General features: G+C 38.7%; 21 protein-coding genes and 1 other annotated feature. Of the genes, 5 read left to right on the plus strand and 16 right to left on the minus strand.

Features of this window, described 5'->3' with window-relative positions:
• Positions 1–30 precede the first annotated feature (30 nt).
• Positions 31–699 (minus strand): adaptor protein MecA, encoded by a 669-nt coding sequence (gene mecA, locus ABC382_RS12050; RefSeq protein ID WP_412926837.1) that lies wholly within the window; start codon positions 697–699, stop codon positions 31–33.
• Positions 700–1,134: 435 nt separating this feature from the next.
• Positions 1,135–1,530 (minus strand): transcriptional regulator SpxA, encoded by a 396-nt coding sequence (gene spxA, locus ABC382_RS12055; RefSeq protein ID WP_025116803.1) that lies wholly within the window; start codon positions 1,528–1,530, stop codon positions 1,135–1,137.
• A 489-nt stretch (positions 1,531–2,019) separates the two neighbouring features.
• Positions 2,020–2,241: a binding site (T-box leader), on the plus strand.
• A gap of 117 nt (positions 2,242–2,358) precedes the next feature.
• On the opposite strand from spxA, the gene trpS reads away from it, so the two are divergent.
• On the plus strand, positions 2,359–3,348 hold the full coding sequence (trpS, locus tag ABC382_RS12060; protein ID WP_274795693.1) for a tryptophan--tRNA ligase: 990 nt from the start codon (positions 2,359–2,361) through the stop codon (positions 3,346–3,348).
• Positions 3,349–3,352: 4 nt separating this feature from the next.
• Here trpS and ABC382_RS12065 read toward each other — a convergent pair whose 3' ends face one another.
• The 6 genes from ABC382_RS12065 to ABC382_RS12090 form a co-directional block, all read right to left on the minus strand.
• Entirely contained in the window at positions 3,353–3,574 is a 222-nt protein-coding gene (locus ABC382_RS12065; RefSeq protein ID WP_274795692.1) for a YuzI family membrane protein, read from the minus strand.
• A 107-nt stretch (positions 3,575–3,681) separates the two neighbouring features.
• On the minus strand, positions 3,682–4,923 hold the full coding sequence (gene fabF / locus ABC382_RS12070) for a beta-ketoacyl-ACP synthase II (RefSeq protein WP_274795691.1): 1,242 nt from the start codon (positions 4,921–4,923) through the stop codon (positions 3,682–3,684).
• A 30-nt stretch (positions 4,924–4,953) separates the two neighbouring features.
• Entirely contained in the window at positions 4,954–5,892 is a 939-nt protein-coding gene (locus ABC382_RS12075; protein WP_274795690.1) for a beta-ketoacyl-ACP synthase III, read from the minus strand.
• Positions 5,893–6,217: 325 nt separating this feature from the next.
• Positions 6,218–6,466: a hypothetical protein gene (locus ABC382_RS12080; RefSeq protein WP_412926838.1), complete on the minus strand. Its 249-nt coding sequence runs from the start codon at positions 6,464–6,466 to the stop codon at positions 6,218–6,220.
• Between the two features lie 70 nt (positions 6,467–6,536).
• Positions 6,537–6,743, minus strand: coding sequence for a hypothetical protein (locus ABC382_RS12085; protein ID WP_412926840.1), 207 nt, complete (start codon positions 6,741–6,743; stop codon positions 6,537–6,539).
• Between the two features lie 43 nt (positions 6,744–6,786).
• A complete protein-coding gene (locus ABC382_RS12090) occupies positions 6,787–7,008 on the minus strand; it encodes a hypothetical protein (RefSeq protein ID WP_412926841.1) in 222 nt (73 codons plus the stop codon).
• A 442-nt stretch (positions 7,009–7,450) separates the two neighbouring features.
• Here ABC382_RS12090 and ABC382_RS12095 point away from each other — a divergent pair, with 442 nt between their 5' ends.
• Positions 7,451–7,645, plus strand: a complete 195-nt coding sequence (locus tag ABC382_RS12095; RefSeq protein ID WP_412926842.1) for a YjzD family protein — start codon at positions 7,451–7,453, stop codon at positions 7,643–7,645.
• Positions 7,646–7,694: 49 nt separating this feature from the next.
• Here the strand turns inward: ABC382_RS12095 and ABC382_RS12100 are convergent, their stop codons facing one another.
• The gene (locus ABC382_RS12100; protein ID WP_412926843.1) at positions 7,695–9,821 is read right to left on the minus strand and encodes an ATP-dependent Clp protease ATP-binding subunit; all 2,127 of its coding nucleotides are present in this window, start codon (positions 9,819–9,821) and stop codon (positions 7,695–7,697) included.
• 270 nt (positions 9,822–10,091) lie between these two features.
• On the opposite strand from ABC382_RS12100, the gene ABC382_RS12105 reads away from it, so the two are divergent.
• Positions 10,092–10,778, plus strand: a complete 687-nt coding sequence (locus ABC382_RS12105) for a Crp/Fnr family transcriptional regulator (RefSeq protein WP_312504847.1) — start codon at positions 10,092–10,094, stop codon at positions 10,776–10,778.
• A gap of 60 nt (positions 10,779–10,838) precedes the next feature.
• On the opposite strand, the gene ABC382_RS12110 is transcribed toward ABC382_RS12105, so the two are convergent.
• The gene (locus tag ABC382_RS12110; RefSeq protein ID WP_103117491.1) at positions 10,839–11,147 is read right to left on the minus strand and encodes a metal-sulfur cluster assembly factor; all 309 of its coding nucleotides are present in this window, start codon (positions 11,145–11,147) and stop codon (positions 10,839–10,841) included.
• 53 nt (positions 11,148–11,200) lie between these two features.
• Entirely contained in the window at positions 11,201–11,965 is a 765-nt protein-coding gene (locus ABC382_RS12115; RefSeq protein ID WP_312504849.1) for a prolyl oligopeptidase family serine peptidase, read from the minus strand.
• A 121-nt stretch (positions 11,966–12,086) separates the two neighbouring features.
• On the opposite strand from ABC382_RS12115, the gene ABC382_RS12120 reads away from it, so the two are divergent.
• Together ABC382_RS12120 and ABC382_RS12125 are read left to right on the plus strand one after the other, a co-directional pair.
• Positions 12,087–12,896 carry a Cof-type HAD-IIB family hydrolase gene (locus tag ABC382_RS12120; RefSeq protein ID WP_274795684.1) on the plus strand — a complete coding sequence of 270 codons (810 nt, stop codon included), beginning with the start codon at positions 12,087–12,089 and terminating at the stop codon, positions 12,894–12,896.
• 128 nt (positions 12,897–13,024) lie between these two features.
• On the plus strand, positions 13,025–13,882 hold the full coding sequence (locus ABC382_RS12125) for a DegV family protein (protein ID WP_322611324.1): 858 nt from the start codon (positions 13,025–13,027) through the stop codon (positions 13,880–13,882).
• A 78-nt stretch (positions 13,883–13,960) separates the two neighbouring features.
• On the opposite strand, the gene ABC382_RS12130 is transcribed toward ABC382_RS12125, so the two are convergent.
• From ABC382_RS12130 to addA, 5 genes are all read right to left on the minus strand, one after another.
• Positions 13,961–15,487: an alpha-amylase family glycosyl hydrolase gene (locus tag ABC382_RS12130; protein WP_274795682.1), complete on the minus strand. Its 1,527-nt coding sequence runs from the start codon at positions 15,485–15,487 to the stop codon at positions 13,961–13,963.
• Positions 15,488–15,623: 136 nt separating this feature from the next.
• Positions 15,624–15,986: a YisL family protein gene (locus ABC382_RS12135; protein WP_322611323.1), complete on the minus strand. Its 363-nt coding sequence runs from the start codon at positions 15,984–15,986 to the stop codon at positions 15,624–15,626.
• Between the two features lie 168 nt (positions 15,987–16,154).
• Positions 16,155–17,057, minus strand: coding sequence for a fumarylacetoacetate hydrolase family protein (locus ABC382_RS12140; protein WP_341385619.1), 903 nt, complete (start codon positions 17,055–17,057; stop codon positions 16,155–16,157).
• A 124-nt stretch (positions 17,058–17,181) separates the two neighbouring features.
• Positions 17,182–18,348, minus strand: a complete 1,167-nt coding sequence (locus tag ABC382_RS12145; RefSeq protein WP_412926844.1) for a DUF418 domain-containing protein — start codon at positions 18,346–18,348, stop codon at positions 17,182–17,184.
• Positions 18,349–18,434: 86 nt separating this feature from the next.
• Positions 18,435–22,151: a helicase-exonuclease AddAB subunit AddA gene (addA, locus tag ABC382_RS12150; protein WP_412926845.1), complete on the minus strand. Its 3,717-nt coding sequence runs from the start codon at positions 22,149–22,151 to the stop codon at positions 18,435–18,437.

Raw genomic sequence — 22,151 nt, forward strand, 5'->3', positions numbered from 1 at the left:
TGCAGTCTAACAAATCAGGTAATCCAATGCTTAAACAAAATATTTTCGGATTGTTTCAAAGCAATTAAATTCCATTATCTTTTCACCGTACTCCTCTAGACGATGAATTGTGAAATTGGATGGTGTTAAAAATTCTTTGATGACCGCATTTCTATCATGACGATTTAACTCCTCATCTGCGTTACCAAAATCAACAACTAAATAGAACCAATCTTCATATTTGAATAATGAGGAATCCACTAATTCGTCTGTCATTCGTTTTGCGACAGGGATTAACTCATCAATATCTTTAAATTTATAAACATAAATGTCTGTATCCATAAATAATTCTGACTCATCCATGTCACCAAATTGAGTTAGCTGGCTAAGAAGATCTTCCCCAACTTCATCGAATGGTGCAAACATATCTTTGTGTTCATCAAAATTCGAATGACCATCTAATGTTTCACCGTCTTTTAAAATATGTGCACGTGTGACAATGATTTCTAAGCCAACTTCAGATGCATTGATATGAATCCAAATCGGACCCTCTACATCAAAATAATCCTCCGTGTTTACTTCATCAATCATATCCCAAAAAAGTTGTTCACCCTTTGCTCGATTGTACCAAATCTCTTCACGACTATAGCCGCGATCCTCTATATCATTGTACGTAATAAAGAGCTTGAGTGTATTTTCATTTACACGTTCGATGTCCACTAGACCTCATCTCCCTTCACTGTCATATGTCGAAAAACAGTTTTGTTTCATTAGTATGCTTTTATTCTTTGTTTTTAACCTTCATACCGCATTTGTTTTTCAACCTTTGACCACACTACAGTTAAACCATCGAGTACACCGTAAACATCGATTATTTTGTTCACAGTTGTCTCTAACTCTATTGTATGCTGTTCTGTCATAAAATGAAAAGGATATACACCGTTTCACAGAAGATATTTGAATTATTGAAATTGTAGTAAACTATTTAACTTAAATCAAGTTTAACATACTTTAACGGAAATATATGACTTTTCCTATTAATTATTATACTTCATATAGAAGGTTTTACATAAGTAAAACATAAAAAAATAGATGTCACAACATGCATTCCACATTTGTAACATCTACTACATATATTATTCAAAATGGGTAATTTTAATTCACCATTCGCTGCGCTTCTTGAAGCTGATATGCTCGAACTTTACGAGGTAGGAAGCGACGAATTTCATCTTCATTATAGCCAACTTGGAGACGTTTTTCATCCAAAATGATTGGTCGGCGTAATAAACCAGGATACTCCTGAATTAATTCATATAAACGTTGTAGTGGTAAACTTTCAACATCTACATTTAATTTTTGGAATATTTTTGAACGAGTAGAAATAATTTCATCTGTCCCGTCTTCAGTCATACGTAAAATTTTTTTAATTTCACTAATACTTAGTGGCTCAGAAAATATATTACGTTCTGTATATGGAATTTCGTGCTCCTCTAACCAAGCTTTCGCTTTACGACAAGAGGTACAACTTGGTGATGTAAATAGGGTTACGATCATTCTGACACATCCTTTCATTTCGAAATTATTATCTAAAACCAGAACCAGAGTGTTAAATTAGAATTAATGTAAAGTAAAATACACAGTACCATTATACAGTACTCCGCTGTATTTGAATATAGTTCCAATAAAAAAAGACTGAACCCACAACTAAATATTCTTTCTTTTTATACATCTTTTAATGTAGCGTATTTTCTACTATCTTATGTGCTACTATTAACATTCCCACTTTCAATGCATTTTAAACATCTAGGCTTGGATCTTAGTTGTTCTCATTTATAAAAATTAAACGAGAAAATTGTCAATTTGGTGTGTACAGCGAAACATATTTTTAATAAAAAAGTATAAATTTATAACATTATTACACAACAGAAAAAGCATATAATTTTTTTATGAAAAAAAACACAGTCAAAAGTCTGACTTTACACAATGGAATCTTTATAATATAATTCATTGCAATAAAATCAATTTAAACAATTTGAATTGAGAAAAACGCTGACGAAGAGTAGTACATATGCATATTTCACGTTTAGAGAGTCTGTGGTCGCTGCAAACAGATCGTGGAGGCATGTGGAATGGACTTCCGAGTTAGCTTTGTGAACGCTACTTGAGCAACTAGCAAAGCTCGTCACTTCACGTTACGAAGCAGAGTGGCCTTTTTAGGCAAGCTGGGTGGTACCGCGGATTCAAACATCATTCGTCCCTTCTTTAGAAAAAATCTAATGAGGACGCATGATGTTTTTTTATTTTCATCAATCGGTTTAATGATGAAAGTTACGCCGCTGGCTAAAAGCCGCGGAACTTGAATTCGAGGAGGAAATTTTCATGACAACTATTTTTTCTGGCGTACAGCCTACAGGAATCGTAACATTAGGGAACTATTTAGGGGCATTTAAGCAATTCCCTGCATTACAAGATGAAGGAAACGCTATTTATTGCATCGTTGACCAGCATGCAATTACTGTGGCACAAGATCCAAAGGAATTACGCGAAAGCATTCGCAAGCTAGCAGCTACCTATATCGCTACTGGCATTGATCCTAAAAAATCTACATTATTCATTCAATCAGAGGTACCTGCACACGCTCAGGCAGGATGGATGTTACAATGTGTGGCTTCAATTGGGGAGCTTGAACGTATGACACAATTTAAAGATAAGTCACACGGTAAGGAAAGCGTCTCTGCCGCTCTTTTAACATACCCACCGTTAATGGCTGCAGACATTCTACTTTATAATACAAACATTGTTCCTGTCGGCGATGACCAGAAACAACATATTGAATTAACACGTGACCTAGCAGAACGCTTTAACAAACGTTACGGGGATGTCCTAACGATTCCAGAAATTCAATTACCAAAAGCAGGTGCTCGTATTAAATCACTACAAGAGCCAACAAAAAAGATGAGTAAATCGGATCCAAATACAAAGGCAACAATCCGCTTACTTGATACAGCGAAAGAAATTGAGAAAAAAATCAAATCAGCTGTTACGGATTCAGACGGTGTTGTAGCATTTGATGTGGAAAATAAACCAGGTGTTTCAAATTTATTGACAATCGAATCAGCTATTTCAGGTGTATCTATTGATGACTTAGTGAAAAAATATGAAGGCATTGGTTATGGTGGATTCAAGCAAGGTGTTGCAACAGCGGTTATTGAACACCTAACTCCTATTCAAGAAAAGTTCTATCATTTAGTAGAGTCATCTGAATTAGATGCCATTCTAGATGAAGGTGCAGCAAAAGCAAATGCCATTGCAAGTGCCACTTTAAAACGTATGGAAGAAGCAATGGGCTTAGGCCGTGCGCGTCGCTAACAATTTAAAGCTTATCAGTGGAACGATCAAAGCCTAAATCAAGAACGACAGCGCATATGATGATGCAGGCCCCTATCGCCATATAAAATTCCGTTGTTTGAAAAATAAATTTAAAAACAACCTTCCAGGAATAACCTAGCGTACGGTAATTTAAATACAATATGAGATTCCCTACAGAGAGGATCATTAAGCCATAGCTTACTAAAAATAAAAAGAGACGAAACATAAGTAGAGGCATCCTTTCTATTTCTTCTTACTTATCATGTATTCACAAAACTATAAAAAAAGACGTCAGCCGTTTAAATTTGGCTGACGTTTTTTCTAGTTTAGATATTATGCTTCATATTTTTTGAATAGAAGACTTGCATTGTGACCACCAAAACCAAGAGAATTACTCATTGCATATTGAATCGTTGCTTCTCTCGCTTCATTTGGAACATAATCTAAATCACATTCAGGATCTGGATCCGTTAAATTGATTGTTGGCGGTAAGATACCTTCTTTAAGGGCTAATGCTGTGAAAATAGCTTCCACACCACCAGCTGCACCTAATAAGTGACCTGTCATAGATTTTGTTGAGCTCATCGCTAGCTTATAAGCATGCTCACCAAAAGCAGTTTTAACGGCTTGCGTTTCAAATAAGTCATTGTATGGCGTACTTGTGCCATGCGCATTAATATAATCAACTTGTGATGGCTCTACTCCACCATCTTCCAATGCTTGCATCATCGCACGTGCTGCGCCCTCGCCCTCTGGAGCAGGAGCTGTAATATGGTGAGCATCTCCTGTTGCACCATAACCTAAAACTTCAGCATAGATTTTAGCACCACGAGCTTTTGCATGTTCATATTCTTCTAAAATGACAATACCGGCACCTTCTCCAATAATAAAACCATCACGGTTTTTATCAAATGGACGGCATGCAGCCTGTGGATCTTGATTTAATGATAAAGCAGTATTGGCACAGAAGCCTGCTACTGCCATTGTTACGATTGGTGATTCAGCACCACCTGAAATCATAACATCTGCATCTCCACGTTCGATTACTTTGAAAGCATCACCAATTGAGTTTGTTCCTGAAGCACATGCCGTTACAGAACAAGAGTTAATACCTTTCGCACCAAAGTGGATGGATACTTGACCTGAAGCCATATCAGGAATCATCATTGGAATGAAGAATGGACTAACACGTCTAGCGCCACGCTCTTGGAACGTTAAAAACTGCTGTTCATAAGTTTCCATACCACCGATTCCAGAGCCAATCCATACACCTGCACGAGGAGCTAGCTCTTCATCAATTGTTAGCTGTGCATCTTCCATTGCCATAATTGAAGCCGCTAACGCGTAGTGCGTAAAACGATCCATTTTACGAGCTTCTTTACGATCAATATATTTTTCAATATCAAAATCTTTCACTTCTGCTGCAATTTTTGCTGCAAAAAGATCTTTATTTAAACGTGTTAGCTCACCAATACCAGATTTACCAGCTTTAATGTTTGCCCATGTTTCTTCAATGCTATTTCCTAATGGTGTAACTGCGCCAATTCCTGTAATTACTACTCGTCGTTTACTCATTGTCTTACTCCCCTCAAGCATTTTTCCTTCTTATTTTCCCCATCTCATGGCTACGGCACCCCAAGTTAAGCCGCCACCAAAACCAACAAGGACTAATAAATCATCCTCTTTTATCTTACCTGCTTCGAGCTCATCTACCAAGGAAATACCAATAGAAGCTGCGGAAGTATTTCCGTATTTATGAATCGTTTTTGACATTTTTTCTGGTGGTAGCTCTAATCGCTCACGAGCAGATTCCATAATACGTATATTTGCCTGATGCGGCACTAAAAAATCAACGTCTTCTTTTGTTAATCCTGCTTTATCTAACACATTAACCGCTGATTCACCCATTTGACGAACAGCAAATTTAAACACTTCACGACCGTTCATCGCAATCGTGTCTTGCTTTGTTAAATAAAGATTCTTGCCGCCTGTACCATCAGCACCAAGTTCAAATGATAAAATACCTCTGCCTTCAGATACTGGTCCAACAATAGCTGCACTCGCACCATCACCGAATAATACAGCCGTATTGCGATCGTTCCAGTCAATGACTTTCGACAGCTTTTCAACACCTACTACTAAGACATATTTATAAGCATTTGCCTCTACAAAGTGCTTCGCTGTCACTAAGCTATATATAAATCCTGCACATGCTGCAGCTTGATCCATCGCCGCAGCGTTCACTGCTCCGAGTTGTTCCTGAACCATACATGCTACACTTGGAAAAGTTTGATCCTGTGTTACAGTTGCTACAAGTATTAAACCAATTTCATCAGGCGTAATACCCGCTTTTGCAATAGCTTCTTTTGCAGCAGCTACTGCTAAATCTGAAGTTTCCTGATCATCTGCCGCAAAATGACGTTCTTCAATGCCTGTTCGAGTACGAATCCATTCATCCGAAGTATCCATTATTTTTTCCAAATCAAAATTTGTAACGACCTTCTCAGGAACATATTTGCCTATTCCTATAATACCTGCGTTCATATAGCAACCCCTCAGCTTTCTTACTATCAATTATTAGTAACTGGTCATAATTATAACGCATACAAAAGGAAGGACGCAAGATGAATTAAAATTAATGTGTTTTAGAGAGGCTTTTGTTTGTTCAATTCGACAGGGTTGTCGGGGTTTGGAGCGGTTTTCACCTGTTTTCGAGCGGGTTGGTCATGCTTTTGAGCACTTCCACACCTTTTTGGAGCGGGTTCTGTCTATTTTGGAGCACTTCTCCACCATTTTCGAGCGGGGACACCCTACTTTGGAGCGCTTCTCCACCATTTTCGAGTGGAGACACCCTATTTTGGAGCACTTCTCACCCATTTTCGAGCGGGAACACCCTACTTTGGAGCACTTCTCCTCCATTTTCGAGCGGGCTCAACCTATTTTGGAGCGCTTCTCCTCCATTTTCGAGCGGGCTCAACCTATTTTGGAGCGCTTCCACACCTTTTTCGAGCGGACTCATCCTATTTTGGAGCGCTTCCACACGATTTTGGAGCGGGGACATCCTACTTTGGAGCGCTTCCACACCTTTTTCGAGCGGGGACACCCTACTTTGGAGCACTTCTCACCCATTTTCGAGCGGGGACACCCTACTTTGGAGCGCTTCTCCACCATTTTCGAGTGGAGACACCCTACTTTGGAGACTTCTCCACCATTTTCGAGCGGGGCAACCTGCTTTGGAGCGCCTTTCCACCATTTTCGAGCGGGGATATCCTACTTTGGAGCGCTTCCACACCTTTTTGGAGCGGGTCCTGTCTATTTTGGAGCGCTTCTCCACCATTTTCGAGCGGGTTCTGCCTACTTTGGAGCGCCTTTCCACCATTTTCGAGTGGAGACACCCTACTTTGGAGCACTTCTCACCCATTTTCGAGCGGGCTCAACCTATTTTGGAGCGCTTTCACCATTTTCGAGCGGGCTCAACCTATTTTGGAGCGCTTCTCCTCCATTTTCGAGCGGGCTCAACCTATTTTGGAGCGCTTCCACACCTTTTTCGAGCGGACTCATCCTATTTTGGAGCGCTTCCACACGATTTTGGAGCGGGGACATCCTACTTTGGAGCGCTTCCACACCTTTTTCGAGCGGGGACACCCTACTTCGGAGCACTTCTCACCCATTTTCGAGCGGGGACACCCTACTTTGGAGCGCTTCTCCACCATTTTCGAGTGGGGACACCCTACTTTGGAGACTTCTCCACCTTTTTCAAGCGGGGCAACCTGCTTTGGAGCACTTCTCCACCATTTTCGAGCGGGCTCAACCTACTTTGGAGCGCTTCCACACCTTTTTCGAGCGGACTCATCCTATTTTGGAGCGCTTCCACACCATTTTGGAGCGGGTTCAGCTAGCTTTGGAGCGAGTCTCCTAAATCTATTACCAATTCTTAGGCCTCATAAAAACATCAAAAACTAAAATACAAAACCTCGTAGTTGTTGTGACAAATTCGCCATGTTTCACATAAATGATTCATTTTTTTTCGATTTATGTTATGATATGATAATGAATATGAGTAAAATCTTATGATGAAAAAAGTTCGGTTGAGGTGAAATTAATGCAATATATCGTAACGTTCATATGGTCATTCCTACTAGTTTCTATGTTAAACTATGTAGTCAGCTCTGTACTTGGTGTACCATTTGATTTTAAAACAGGGGCAATCGTTTCAGTTGTATTCTCTATTCTTATCTTTATTATTGGAGCAATCATTCCAAACAATCCTACACCAGAAGCTGCAGACCATCATTAATTCAGCTAGAAAAAACCTGTTCAGCATCATGCCGAACAGGTTTTTTCTGTTATTTTTCCACCACACATTGACCATCACACATTTTTACATGCAATGTTTCCCCCGGTAAAACCTCACCACGTAGGAGTTCTCTTGCCACTGCTGTTTCAATATGTCGTTGGACAAAGCGTTTTAGTGGTCTTGCGCCAAATTGAGCATCGGCACCTTGCTGTACTACCCAATTAATCACTTCTTGCTCAACAGATAATGTAATTTCTTGCTCTGCCACACGTTTAATCAGTTGCTCAACGTACTTCCAAGCGATTGCTGTAAAATGCTTAGTCGATAGTGCATGGAAGAAAATAATATCATCCATTCGATTTAACAGCTCTGGTTTAAAATGTTGTCTAAGCGCAGTCATAACTAAGTCCTCAACAGAGGCATCGTCTTCTTTTGCCTCCATTAAATAATTAGACCCAATATTCGATGTTAAAATAACTACTGTATTTGTAAAATTAACCATACGACCTTGACTATCAGTGATACGCCCATCATCTAAAATTTGCAATAAAATATTAGCCACATCTGGGTGAGCTTTTTCAATTTCGTCAAGTAGGACGACAGAATAAGGGTTGCGGCGAACGGCTTCGGTTAATTGTCCCCCTTCCTCATATCCGACATAGCCTGGAGGGGCACCAACTAGACGAGATACACTATGCTTCTCCATATATTCACTCATATCAATTCGGATAAAATGTTCCTCAGAATCAAATAATTGAGCAGCAAGGGCTTTGGCAAGCTCTGTTTTACCAACACCTGTTGGACCTAAAAATAAAAAGCTTCCAATCGGGCGATGTGGATCTTTAATGCCTGCACGTGCACGCCACACAGCTTCTGTCACTAGTTGAACCGCCGTATCTTGCCCAACTACACGTTCATGCAATGTATCCTTTAAACGTAAAAGTTTTTCACGCTCACCCTCCACTAATTTTGTCACAGGGATGCCAGTCCAACGTGAAACAATTGAAGCAATTTCATCAGCCGTCACTTCTTCTCGTAAAATACGAGACTCTGCGCCATTTTCTAATTGTTTTTCTAATGCCTGAATGTCTTTTTCAAGAGTTGGAATTTTGCCATGACGTAATTCAGCAGCTTTATTTAAATCATATTTACTTTCCGCTTCATCTAAATCTCGACGGTATTTATCTAATGTTTCTCGTTTTTTCTGAATGTCATGCAGCATTTCCTTCTCAGCTTCCCATTGTTTTCGCATTCCTTCAGAGGATTCTTTTAACTTTGTTAATTCCTCAGTCAATTGCTCAAGGCGTTTTTTACTTGCTTCGTCCTTTTCCTTACGTAATGCCTGTTCCTCAATTTCTAGCTGCATGATACGACGGGTCACAGCATCTAATTCCTGTGGCATGGAATCGATTTCCGTACGAATCATTGCACACGCCTCATCAATCAAATCGATCGCCTTATCTGGTAAAAATCGCTCTGTAATATACCGATTAGATAGTTCTGCTGCCGCAACAATGGCTCTGTCATGAATACGTACAGCATGATGTAACTCAAAACGTTCTTTTAAGCCACGTAAAATAGACACTGTATCTTCAATAGAAGGCTCACGCACGAGTACTTGCTGGAATCGACGTTCTAATGCAGGATCTTTTTCAATATACATACGATATTCGTCTAATGTCGTAGCCCCTATACAGTGTAATTCACCACGCGCCAGCATAGGCTTTAACATATTTCCTGCATCCATAGCGCCGTCTGTTTTACCGGCACCAACAATGGTATGGATTTCATCAATAAATAAAATAATTTGCCCTTCCGAATCTTTTACCTCTTTTAAGACACCTTTTAAGCGTTCTTCAAATTGACCACGGTAACTTGCACCCGCGATTAAAGCACTCATATCTAGCTCATATAGGACACATTCTTTCAAGCCCTCTGGCACATCGCCTTTCACTATACGCTGTGCTAAACCCTCGACTATAGCTGTTTTACCAACACCGGGCTCACCAATTAATACAGGATTATTTTTCGTTTTGCGTGTTAAAATACGAATGACATTTCTAATTTCCTCATCACGTCCAATAACGGGATCCATTTTGCCATTTTTTACTTCTTCAATTAAATTTCGTCCAAATTGCTCTAATGGTTTTTTATTATCAGTTTGTTGAAATTGCATAGCTAGCACTCCTTTACCTTAATGTTTCGCATAATTTCTATACCCATTCTTGTTCTTTCGAAAAGTTTGACCTTTTTTGACTAACTTTATTTTACATCACTCGACAATTCTAAGCAAAGAAATAGCTCTAAAATTTATCACTTAAAAATGGAAATTTACGTTATAATAGTAGGTATGTTTCTATGTTTTAGTATCGAAAAATCCACTATCCTTTTGTAATAATCGACATTTATTACAAAAAGAAAGCGATGTGTTGGAGATATGGTTTTATTGGATAATATGTCTGAAAAAATTAAGGATCTTTTTCAAAAGCACGGTGTCTTTATCAAGGTGAATAAAGGGAATAAAATTTTTCTAGAGGGTGAACGGGCAAAAGAAATTTATTACATCAAATCAGGTGTAATTTCGATTAGCCAAGAAACGGAGACTGGCAAGGAGTTAACCATCCGTATTTGTGGTCCTGACAGTATAATTGGAGAGGGATCGTTGTTTTGTAATCTCGTCTATAATTCCATGACTGCAAAAGTTTTAGAACCTTCTACGCTGTATGTTTTAAGTCGCAAATCTTTGGAGCATTTATTAGAAGAACAGCCTACTGTCATGGTGGAATATATGAAGTGGTTACAAACAGAAAACTTGAAGCATCAAAGCCGTTTGCGTGATTTAGTGTTAAATGGTAAAAAAGGTGCTTTATTTTCAACGCTCATTCGACTTTCTAATACGTATGGTAAATCATTAGAAAATGGCTCTATTTATATTGATTTCCAGCTAACAAATACTGAAATAGCGAATTTGTGTGCGACCAGTCGTGAGATGATTAATCGGATGTTAAATGATCTAAAAAAACACGACATTGTCACTTTCGATAAAGGTTTTATTACAATTCATGATTTACAGTTTTTAAAAAATGAAATTGCTTGTGAAAATTGTCCATTACAAATATGCCGTATCGATTAATTTCGTTACATGCAAAATCCCTGCCTATTAAAATAAGCAGGGATTTTCTTCTGTTTCAGATTAACGTACGCCTAGTGCCATTTTTGCATAGCGAGACATTTTATCTTTTGACCAAGGTGGGTTCCATACAATGTTAACATTTGTACTTTTCACTTCTGGAAGCTCCCCTAATGCTGTGTTTACTTGGTCCACAATGACCGGTCCAAGTGGGCAACCCATAGATGTTAACGTCATTGTTACAGTCGCTACCCCTTCATCATCTAAATCTACATCATATACTAAACCTAAGTTGACAATATCAATTCCAAGCTCAGGGTCAATTACGTTTTCTAATGCACCTAACATGCTGTCTTTCATATCCTGATCCATTCGTATTTCTCCTTCCATCATAGTGTTAACCTTATCATAGCAGATGCATCATATTATGCCAAATGCTGTGCAAGCCAGTCAGTTGCTGCTAGCATACCGTCACGTGGTACAGCATGTCCAGCCTTTTTATTTACCATGAACTTTAAATGTTCAGGGTTTGCTTGATAGTATTCCCGTAATGTCTCATAAAATTTATACGTTTCGCGGAAAGGTACCGTTTTATCTAATTCTCCATGCCAAAAGAAGACAGGGCGACCTGCGAACTTTTCTGGTGTTAGACTGACATCGTATTTTGCTAGGTGCTCATTTATTTTTTCTACTTCTTCCTCTGACATCGGTAAATTCACACCATTTTTTGCGAATTGCTGTAACTGATACTCACCCAATTTAACAAAATTAGGCGCACCCATACATATTGCAGCTGTTTGTATCCAATCATACAGTTTAAGACAGCCTGATGTGACAATGCCGCCCATAGAAGTGCCTGCTATGCCAATATTATGATTAGCTAATAAATTTTTATTGTTTAACTCATCATATATTTGTTGCACTTCATGAATAGAATTTAAGACAATGTCCCAAAATTTTAAGTTCATTTGCATCTCTGATAGGCCTTCACTACGATCACCATGGAATTTTGCATCTGGTAATAGGACACGCACCCCTTTATGCACCAATTGATATGCATAGTGTAAGTTATGTTCTTTTGCACTCATAAAGCCGTGTAAAAAAATCACTACCGGGGTTTCTTCATTCATATTGTCTGAATGTATATGTAATAAAGGAATATTTCCCCACACTTCTTTTTCTACAAACATTTTTGTCACTCCCAACTCTTGTCTCATCTTTATGTTAGCAAACTTTTTTCACTGTGACAAAATTTTGACGAATGAAAGACAAAGAGATACTATTCAAACTATAGGAAAGGGGCAACGAGCTATGAAACCGCATTTAATCGTATTAGACTTAGACGGTACTTTATTAACAGACCAACAACAAATTTCAGCAAAAACGAAAAAAACATTATTGCAGGCTAAGGAACAAGGTCATCAAGTCATGATTGCGACAGGACGTCCTTACCGAGCAAGTACAATTTATTATCAGGAACTAGGACTGACTACACCCATTGTCAATTTTAATGGAGCTTATGTGCATCACCCTAAAAATGCCTCTTGGCAACATATGCATACTCCGATTGATTTAAGTGTCGTACATGATGTCGTTGATTCCATCAAAGGTTACGAATACGAAAATATTATTGCTGAGGTAAAAGATGAGGTTTATGTTCATACAGAGGACGATCGTATCTTAAATATCTTTAATATGGGCAATCCCAAAATTACACTTGGGGATTTATATACACACCTCTTAGAAAATCCTACAAGTTTATTGATACAAGCCAACGAAGCGAATTCGGTTATTATACGTGACCATTTACAAGCGGTGCACGCAGAAGTTATTGAGCATCGTCGATGGGGTGCACCTCTTCATATTATTGAAATTGTGCGCCGCGGCTTAAATAAAGCGGTAGGTATTGCGCATGTGGCTAAAGATTTAGGTATCCCACGTGAGCGCATCATCGCATTTGGTGATGAAGACAATGATTTAGAAATGATTGAATATGCCGGACTTGGTGTAGCAATGGGGAATGGTATTCCAAGTCTTAAAAACATTGCCAATGAAATTACATCAACAAATAATGAGGATGGAATCGCAAAAATACTCATCGAACGCTTGAAATTATCATAGTTAAGTAGTAAGTTCAAGTTAACATTCCATTTTTACCAGTTTAACTTTATTCAGTGGTACCCCTTTAAAGTTAGTGAGTATTAACTGAATAAAGTTAAACAGTAAGTTGAAATTAGGGGGACAAGAGAATGAAGATTTTTACGGATAGTGGATGTGATCTACCGAAGTCTTATTACGAAGAACATGATGTCGTGCTACTCCCTTTACGAGTGCAATTGAACAACAAAGAATATGAAGATGTGATTTCAATTGATTCCAAAGAAATATACGATGCTATACGCCAAGGGGCTCAGCCAAAAACATCTCAAGTGTCACCTGAGCTGTTTTTAAAGCACTTTGAGGAACTAGCTAAAAATGACGAAGAAGGTATTTACATCGCCTTCTCATCAGAATTATCGGGCACATATAGTACTGCTCAGATGATTCGCAATCAAGTATTAGAACAATATCCATCTTTAAAATTAGTCATTATCGACTCTAAATGTGCCTCATTAGGACATGGTCTTGTCGTAGAGGAAGCAGTTCGACTCCGAAATATGGGTGTATCCTTAGAAGATATGGCCAATAAAATTGGCTCCATCGCACCTCAAATGGAGCATTTGTTTACAGTAGAAGATTTAGATTATCTTGCCAAAGGTGGACGTGTATCCAAAGCAAGTGCATTTTTAGGTGGGCTGCTAAGCATTAAACCTATTTTAAATGTAGAAGATGGCAAGCTTGTGCCAATTGAAAAATCACGTGGTCGAAAAAAAGCACTTAATCGTATGTTAGATTTAATGCAAGAACGTGGTGGAACTTTTACAAATAAAATCGTTGGTATTAGTCATAGTGATGATGCGGCATTTGCAAATGAAGTAAAAGCATCTATACAGGAGCGTTTTTCACCGCAAGCTGTTCAAATCACCATGATTGGCTCAGCAATCGGTTCACACGTTGGACCTGGTACGATTGCTATTTTCTTTACGAATAAAAGCTATCAAGGCTAAGCAATACCCTCGATATAATCGCTTCAACAAAAAATAGCATGTTAGGATAACTCCTAGCATGCTATTTTTATTGTTCTATTATTGTTGTACGTCTTGTTCTTGACGTCGAACTTTTCCTCGTTTAATGATGATGACAACAAAGCCAATAAAGATGACCCACACTAAGCCTAGTGCAATCATATACGGCATGTTTAAGCCTTCATCATTTCGAACTTGATAAATTTCTACCATTTCTCGGTCTAAAATAACAGGATAAACTTCTTTTTCGTTTATGCGAACTTTTTCCTCATGTAAAATACCGTTCAGCATTTTCCCTTCACCAAGTTGTTCAGGTGTTAAGTCCACACGTTGTGTTTTTCCTGTATTATTGACCATGATTACCCACTTTTCTTCGTCTGAAGAACGTGTAAAGACGAGTAGGCCGTTTTCATTTGTAATGACTTCAAAATCACCATTACGTAAAGTAGCTGATTTATTACGTAAAGATTGAACATTTTTAATATAATCAATCAATTCTTCGTCTGTTTTAAAGTTGTAAAGCTGGTGTGTATCTGGTTTTGCTTCCCCATTCATAGCAATTTCTGTACCATACTGTACAACAGGAATTCCAGGTAGCATAAATAAAGCACCCATTGCCATTTTTAAGCGTGTAGGTGGAAACATATTTTCATTAGCAGAGTCGAATGTAAAACGATGAGTTTCCAGCGAATCCACCATTATTTGTGTTGGCTTCTCGCCTGTAAAAGGCTCCATTAATTTAGATGAATCCATATCAACGTTTTTAAATATATTACGATAGATATCAGCTGTTGCTGGTGAAAACGTCGCATCAAAATTAGCATCACTTTCTTCATTAGCAATCACGTATAGAGATTCTTTTGTTTCTTTTAATGCTGCGATCATCGAATTAACAAACTCTGTATCTGCCTCTGCAATATTAGTTAAACGAATACCTCCGACATCATATGTAGAAACAAAATCAGTTGCTGACTGAATAAGTGCCTCTTGCACAGCTTTGTTCGATAAATCCCACTGTACTTGTCCATTATTTGTTGAAGCAATCCAGTCTGCTTTTGATGTATCCTTTACCCATTCATGATTTGGACTTACATTGTTGAGTGGGAAATCCACCATAATGGACATATTTTTAGCTTTATAGGCCTCTACAACACTTTGAAATTCTTCTGTAGTTCCAAAGTGACGTTCGATTGTCGTGTAGCTTGTTAGCATTGAGCCATCATATTTCTCTGTTGAAAAAATAGGTCCAATGGAAACAATTGTATAGCCCATCTCACCGATAAATTTTAATTTATCTTGCAGACCTGTAAAATCGCCTCCTGCAAATTTAGAAGGATCTTGCGTGTTTGTATCAAAATCGTTTGTACCTGAGCCATTAAAGAAACGGTCAACGAGTAAATCATAGATGCTCTCTTCTGCAATTGATGTTGACGCAGCTTCGTCCGCATGTGCTACTGGTGTAGTACTGACGAAGGAAGTTGCTAATAAAAGTGATGCAGCCGTCGCACTTATCCACTTCTTAAATTTCACTGTAATTCCCTCTCTTTCAAACCAATCCATCGTCATTTTACCAAATAACACTGTCACGTCGCTATCTTTTCAAAAGATTTTACGAAAATGCGAAATGAATTACGGCAAAAAGGTGTCAGTTCCCTCCTATTTGCTTTTTTGACAAAATAAAAGCCGTGAAGCAAACACTTCACGACTTTTACCAAATTTTAAGCTAGAAAAGGGGTATACCCATTGGAAGCTTAAAGCCTATGAACATCGTAATGAATAAGAATACAGCAAATAAAATCCAAAACATTCCAGTTGGTTTATTTTTCTTTTGGCGTACCAATACCATTTCCATCATACCGATTACTAAAATACCAAATAAGAATTTCAGACCGTACATCATTGGATCACCAGCCTGATATTTAAAGAATAATGCTCCACCTGTGATGATAATTAGTACGTAGAAAAGACGTAATGCCATATGTAAACCTTTGGATTGCTTGCCCATTAGTGCCGCAATTAAAAAGATAACAATAGCAACTACCCACGTAGTAATATGCAAATGCGTTTGGCTAGTTAAAAAACTCATGTTTGTCCCACCTCATTCTTTTTCTATCAAACTCTATCCTACCATGCGATGGAAAGGGTTTCAAATATTACAATAGTGTTCACATAATTTACATCAATTGAACGTAAATCCAATGCTGAAGAAGCTAAAAAATCCGCGAGTAGTAACTCTCGCGGATGACAATCAATATTATTCAAAATGGTTGACTAAAGTACCGATGCCTTGAATAGAAACTTTGACTGTATCTCCAGCCTTTAAGTATTGCGGCGGGTTCATGCCTTTACCAACTCCTGCTGGCGTACCTGTTAAAATAACATCTCCCGGCTCTAAAGTAACATGCTGAGATAGGATAGATACTAAAGTTTCTACAGAGAACATCATATCCTTCGTAGAACCGTTTTGGCGTACTTCATCATTGACCTTTGTTACAACTGTTAAATCTTGTGGGTTAGGAATTTCATCCTTTGTTACTAGGTATGGTCCAAGAGGGCAAGTACCATCTAAGCTTTTACCTAAGAAGAATTGTTTATGTTTATCTTGTAAATCACGAGCTGTTAGATCATTAGCAATTGTATAGCCAAATACATAATCATATGCTAGGTTTTTAGGAATATTTTTACCACGTTTTCCAATAACGACAGCTAGCTCGCCTTCATAGTCCATTTTTGAAGAAAGATCCGCATGAATGGAAATCGTTTGTCCATCCGCAGCAATAGCAGTTGGAGATTTTGTAAAGACCATTAAATCTGTAGGTGCTGCCTCGGCACCCATTTCTTTGGCATGTTCATCATAGTTTTTACCAATACACATAATATTTTTGGGTGTACGGGGAATTGGTGAAAGCCACTCGATCTCTGTAAATTCACGTTTAAAGCTATCAGCACGATCTGATTTTTCTGCTGCTTCTACTAATTTACGAATCTGTTCAACAAAATCAAAGCCTAAAGCTATGCCATCCACGATTGAACTTGAAAAAGAAGGGAGAACTTGAAGTTCATTTTGAATAGCGAGTACATCCCATACCGCTTCTTCTTTTTTTACTTTTGGTCCAAAGCTAACATGTCCACCTAATTTGAATGATAAAATTTTCATGATTTTAAGAGCTCCTTCTTTTTTCTACATAATACAACAATATGATAGAAATTGCCTTACTTTTGCGACAATAATTTTATAAGTTACTAGATCTTCATAGAATATGCATTTCAAGAGGAAAATATTATCGTGTTCCCACTTTTTTCTTATAAGTTATTTTACGCCATAATGCCTCTAACGGTCCTTGTCTCCATTTAGATAGCCAAATTTCTGCAATGATCATTTGCACTACAATGATTCCAATGGCAATTAATACCCCTGTCTCAACACTTACTTTACCGTACCAGCCAAAGCCAAATTGATAGAATAGACAAGTTCCAATAATGGATTGCATAATGTACATCGTTAATGTCATTCGGCCTAATTTTGCAAATGGACTGAGCAGTTTTGGTGCAATTGGCAATAAAAAAAGCAATACAATGATGCCAATATAGCCTACTGATAAGACTGGACCGCCTATGTATGTCTTTAAATAATCTAATAAATATGTTCTCGTAAACATAATAGGTAAACTTTTAATAGCAATCCCAATGACCAATCCAGCTATCGCCAATGTCAGCCAGAGCCACTTTAATTCTTTAGCTCGCTCCACTAAATGCCATTTAGAAGCCGCTGCACCAATTAGCATATACGGTAAAATAGTGAATAAAGCTGCAAACCACATCCCTATCCCTGCCTGTGTAGAGAGATCTGTTAAGCGTTGCATAAAGGCATCGACCCAGTTTCCTGTACCATAAGCAGTAATTGCCTTCTCTACCGAAACAATATCTAAATAATCATCAACCTTCGTATTAAAATTAATAATGCCTACTAAAAATAACATAAAAACCTGCATTAAACCGTTAATGATTACAGCACTGACTAATAACCACAAGGGACTTAAACGTAGTAAAAGCAGTAAAAATATGCCACAAAATGCATACATCATGAGTATATCGCCCCACCAAATCAGCACGGCATGAATAAAACCGAAAACAAACAATACAGAAAGTCTACGAAGTCCTAGCGTATAAAAATTTTGTTCACGGCTTTGAGCCTTTTGCCACTGTATGGCAAGGCCATAACCAAATAGCATTGCAAATAGTGGGTAAAAGCTTCCTTGTACATAAATATCAATATTTTGCTGCCAAACAATATCGGATGGCGTTGTAAACCATGATGCCAAATCAATATGTGGCATTGGCAAATAAAATGTATACATATTTACGAGTAAAATGCCCACTAAACTAATCCCTCGTAAAATATCTAATGTTGCGATTCGTTCTTGCAACATTGTTGGTTTTAGCTCCACAAAATAGCCTCCTCTTGAATAGCAGTTATGGTGGGAGCAGAGCAAGCTAAAATTTTCTTTGCTCTGCTTTGACCATAACTAATTCTTTAAGCATGAATGGTCTGTTCATTATCGAATAAATATAACACTTTATCGCTTACTTTAATGTGTAGAATGGATTCAATTGCCTCACTATAAACACGAAGCTGAACCGCATAACGACCTAGTATTTCCTTTGACAAAGCCGGCTCCTGTGCAAAATGCGGCAGAATACGATCTGTTTTATAATCTAGCAATACCCAATTACCATACTCATCCTCAAATAAACAGTCGATAATCCCCTGCACAATTTGTGCATCGCCATCGTCATCTACTCGACTAATGGTAAAGGGCATTTCCCTACGTATCTGCTTTGCTTTTTTGAAGCGTTGTCCGATTTCTGTAGTAAAGAAATGATAAATTTTCGCTAGTGGAACCACTTTTCCTTCCGCCTCTGTTAAAAGCTGTCTTGCTACTAAATCTTTTACAAACACCTTTACTTCGTTCATATCATGAAAGCCAAACTGTGGGACATGCTGCATCACTGTGTGTACAGCTGTTCCAACTTCAGCACTCGTTAGCTGTTGCTCCTGTAAAAAAGCTGGTCGAGGCGCAATAGTAGAGCCTGTTTGCTTGGCTGGAGTCGCAAAGTAATATTCCGGTTCCTCCTGGCGCTGTAGATTTTCTAAACGCTTAATTTCACTTACCGATGTTTTGGAGCGTTTTCTTGTGGATTTTTGATAGGCATACTGTGCTTGGAAACGTTCCGTTATTTCTGCCAACAATGCCTCATCCTCAGGCATCTCAAGTGCCTGTTGTACCTCATCAGCCAATGCTTGTATTTCATACGAATAATGGCTCGTATTGATAGCTTGTACCGACCAACGAGAAGGGTCATCCATTTCTTTATACGAAGTAGTTGCAACAGCCGCAAAATCTGCATGCCTTGCTACCGCTGGGCCTATCCAGTCCAAATAACTATTAGCTCTGGCACGTAAATATTCCTGAAGCGGTGCATCTGTCGGTAAATTTTGCGCATCCTGCCAGTAATCAAGCGTTTTCTCCCAACTCTTTACAGAGCCCACTAAAATCAGTCGCTCCTTTGCACGCGTCATAGCTACATATAAAACTCGCATTTCCTCTGCACGCATTTCCAGCTCCTTTTTTTCCTTCAATGCTAAAAACGGTAACGATGTGTACGTGATACGATTTTCCGGGTCAATGGCCTTTACCGCAAGGCCAAAGTCTTGGTCGAATAAATAAGGTTGATGGAAATCCATTTTGTTAAACGGACGTCCCATACCTGCGACAAAGACTACAGGATATTCCAATCCTTTTGAAGAGTGAATCGTCACAAGGCGTACCACATCATCCTTTTCACCAATGGATTTGGCAGTGCCTAAATCATCCCCACGCGTTCGCATCCGATCAATAAAGCGTAAAAAGCGGAATAATCCACGAAACGCAGTCTGCTCATACATTAGTGCACGATCATGTAAGATACGTAGATTGGCCTGACGCTGCTTACCATTTGGCATTGCCCCAACCATTTCATAATAGTGTGTATCTAAATAAATCTTCCAAATTAAATCTGACAATGATCCACGACGTGCTAAATCTCGCCAATTTTCAAAGGCTAGCATAAAGCGTTGCAGCTTCTCAAACGTAGTGGTTTGCACTCCATGTCCTTCACTACGAATAAATTGGCGTAAAGCGTCATAGAAAGGTACCTTTTGATCGGCTAACCGTATTTTCGCCAGCTCATTTTCCGTTAAACCAACAAATGGTGCACGTAGTACAGAAGCTAATGGAATATCCTGATAGGGATTATCAACAACCTTCAAGACATTTAACATTATCATCACTTCAAGAGCATCAAAATACCCTTTAGAGGATTCTGCATATAATGGAATCCCTGCTAACTTAAATTCCTCCACTAAATCTGTTGACCATGTCATAGAGCGCATTAGAATTACAATATCACGATATTGTAGGGGCCGTTCTGTCTTTGTTTTCGTATCATAAACAGTTGTGCCATCCTCCATCATCTGTCGAATACGATCAATAATAAAGCGCGCCTCATATTGTGATTTTTTCAATTCCTCTAGCTCTGTGGCTTCATTGCTCATTTCCTCTAGCTCTTCTGTTGTTTCCTCTTCCTGTGGCGGATGCATCACGACAAGTTCTACGGGCATTTCTTTCTCATCATAAGGAGCAGCTGGCTTTAATGATGCATTGTCATCATAAAGAATCTCACCCACACGCTCGCCCATTATTTGTGCAAATATATAGTTCGTAGCAGTCAACACTTCTTTACGACTTCGGAAGTTAGCATTTAAATCAATTCGCATTCCTGTCATTTCAGGCGTCTCTAAAAAATCACTATATTTTCGCATGAAGAGTTTTGGTTCAGCTAAACGGAAGCGATAAATACTTTGTTTCACGTCACCAACCATAAATAAGTTGCCATTCTGCTCCTCACCTGTTTTGACAAGCTGTAAAATTGTTTCCTGTAGCATATTTGTATCTTGATATTCATCCACAAGAACTTCTTTAAAACGTTTTTTCATATCTAGCGCAACTGGAGATGGCTGAAGCTCGCCTTCTACTTCGACCGTTAAAATTTGCAGGGCATAATGCTCTAAATCTGAAAAATCAATGATACCCCGTTCTAACTTAGCTTGTCGGAATTGTTCACTAAACGCAGCAGTCAGCTCCACTAATGTGGTAATTGTTGGTGCCATTAATCTTATTTCCTCAAGCAAGCGTGCAGGTGTACGAACAAAATATGTTTCTTTCATTCTATTCATTATTTTTTTGGCTGCTTCACGTTTTTTCTTGGCAAGCTCTTGTAAATCTACATCTACTAAAGCATCCTTAGATACTCGTTTCAATGTGGACCATTTGACCGTTGCAAAATAATCAAACAGCTCCTGCCATGTCCCTTCTTGACTAATACGTATCCCCTCTTGAATCATAGCAAAATCAATTTCTGCCGTTTCAGCATAGGGGGCAGGTCCATCCGGCTGTAAGGTTATCGCTCGCATTTCTGAAATTAAAACAAAAGCTTCTTCCAAGCTATGTCGAACGGTTAATTTGACATAATGAGATAACTCTAAATCATCAATGGTCACATCATCTGCTAAATCATAGGCTTTCGGTAGACTTAGCAACCACTTTAAAGGCTCCGCATGTACACGAGAAGTATCATAAAGTTTACTAATCAACGTTTCGATGGCTTGATCATCACGATCCGACGTAAAGCTATCGACAAGACGATAGATTGCCTGCACTTGAGCTTCGTCCTCTGAATCGTAAGCATCCTCTAAAACATCCGCTAAAATATCATCTCTTAATAAAGCAATTTCCGCTTCATTGGCGATACGGAAGCCTGGATCAATATCAAGCAAGTAGGCGTATTGCTTCACAATGGCTAAACAGAAGGAATGCAGTGTGGAGATTTGCGCTTTATTGACCAGACTGAGCTGCCGTCTTAAATGATTGGATGTCGGGTTTTCTGCTATAGCCTTTTCTAATGCCTCTGACATACGATGGCGCATTTCAGCAGCTGAAGCATTCGTAAAGGTCACTACCAATAGTTCATCTACATTGATGGGATTTTCAGTAGCAATGACCTTTTCAATCATACGATTAATTAGTACGGCCGTTTTCCCAGAACCTGCTGCAGCAGATACAAGCGTATCTTGACCACTTGCATAAATCGCCTTCCACTGATCATCTGTCCATGTGACATCTGCCGGCTTTGCTGGAATTGTTTGTACCAT

Source organism: Lysinibacillus phoenicis (assembly GCF_047238325.1).
In the GTDB taxonomy this organism is placed as follows: domain Bacteria; phylum Bacillota; class Bacilli; order Bacillales_A; family Planococcaceae; genus Lysinibacillus; species Lysinibacillus irui.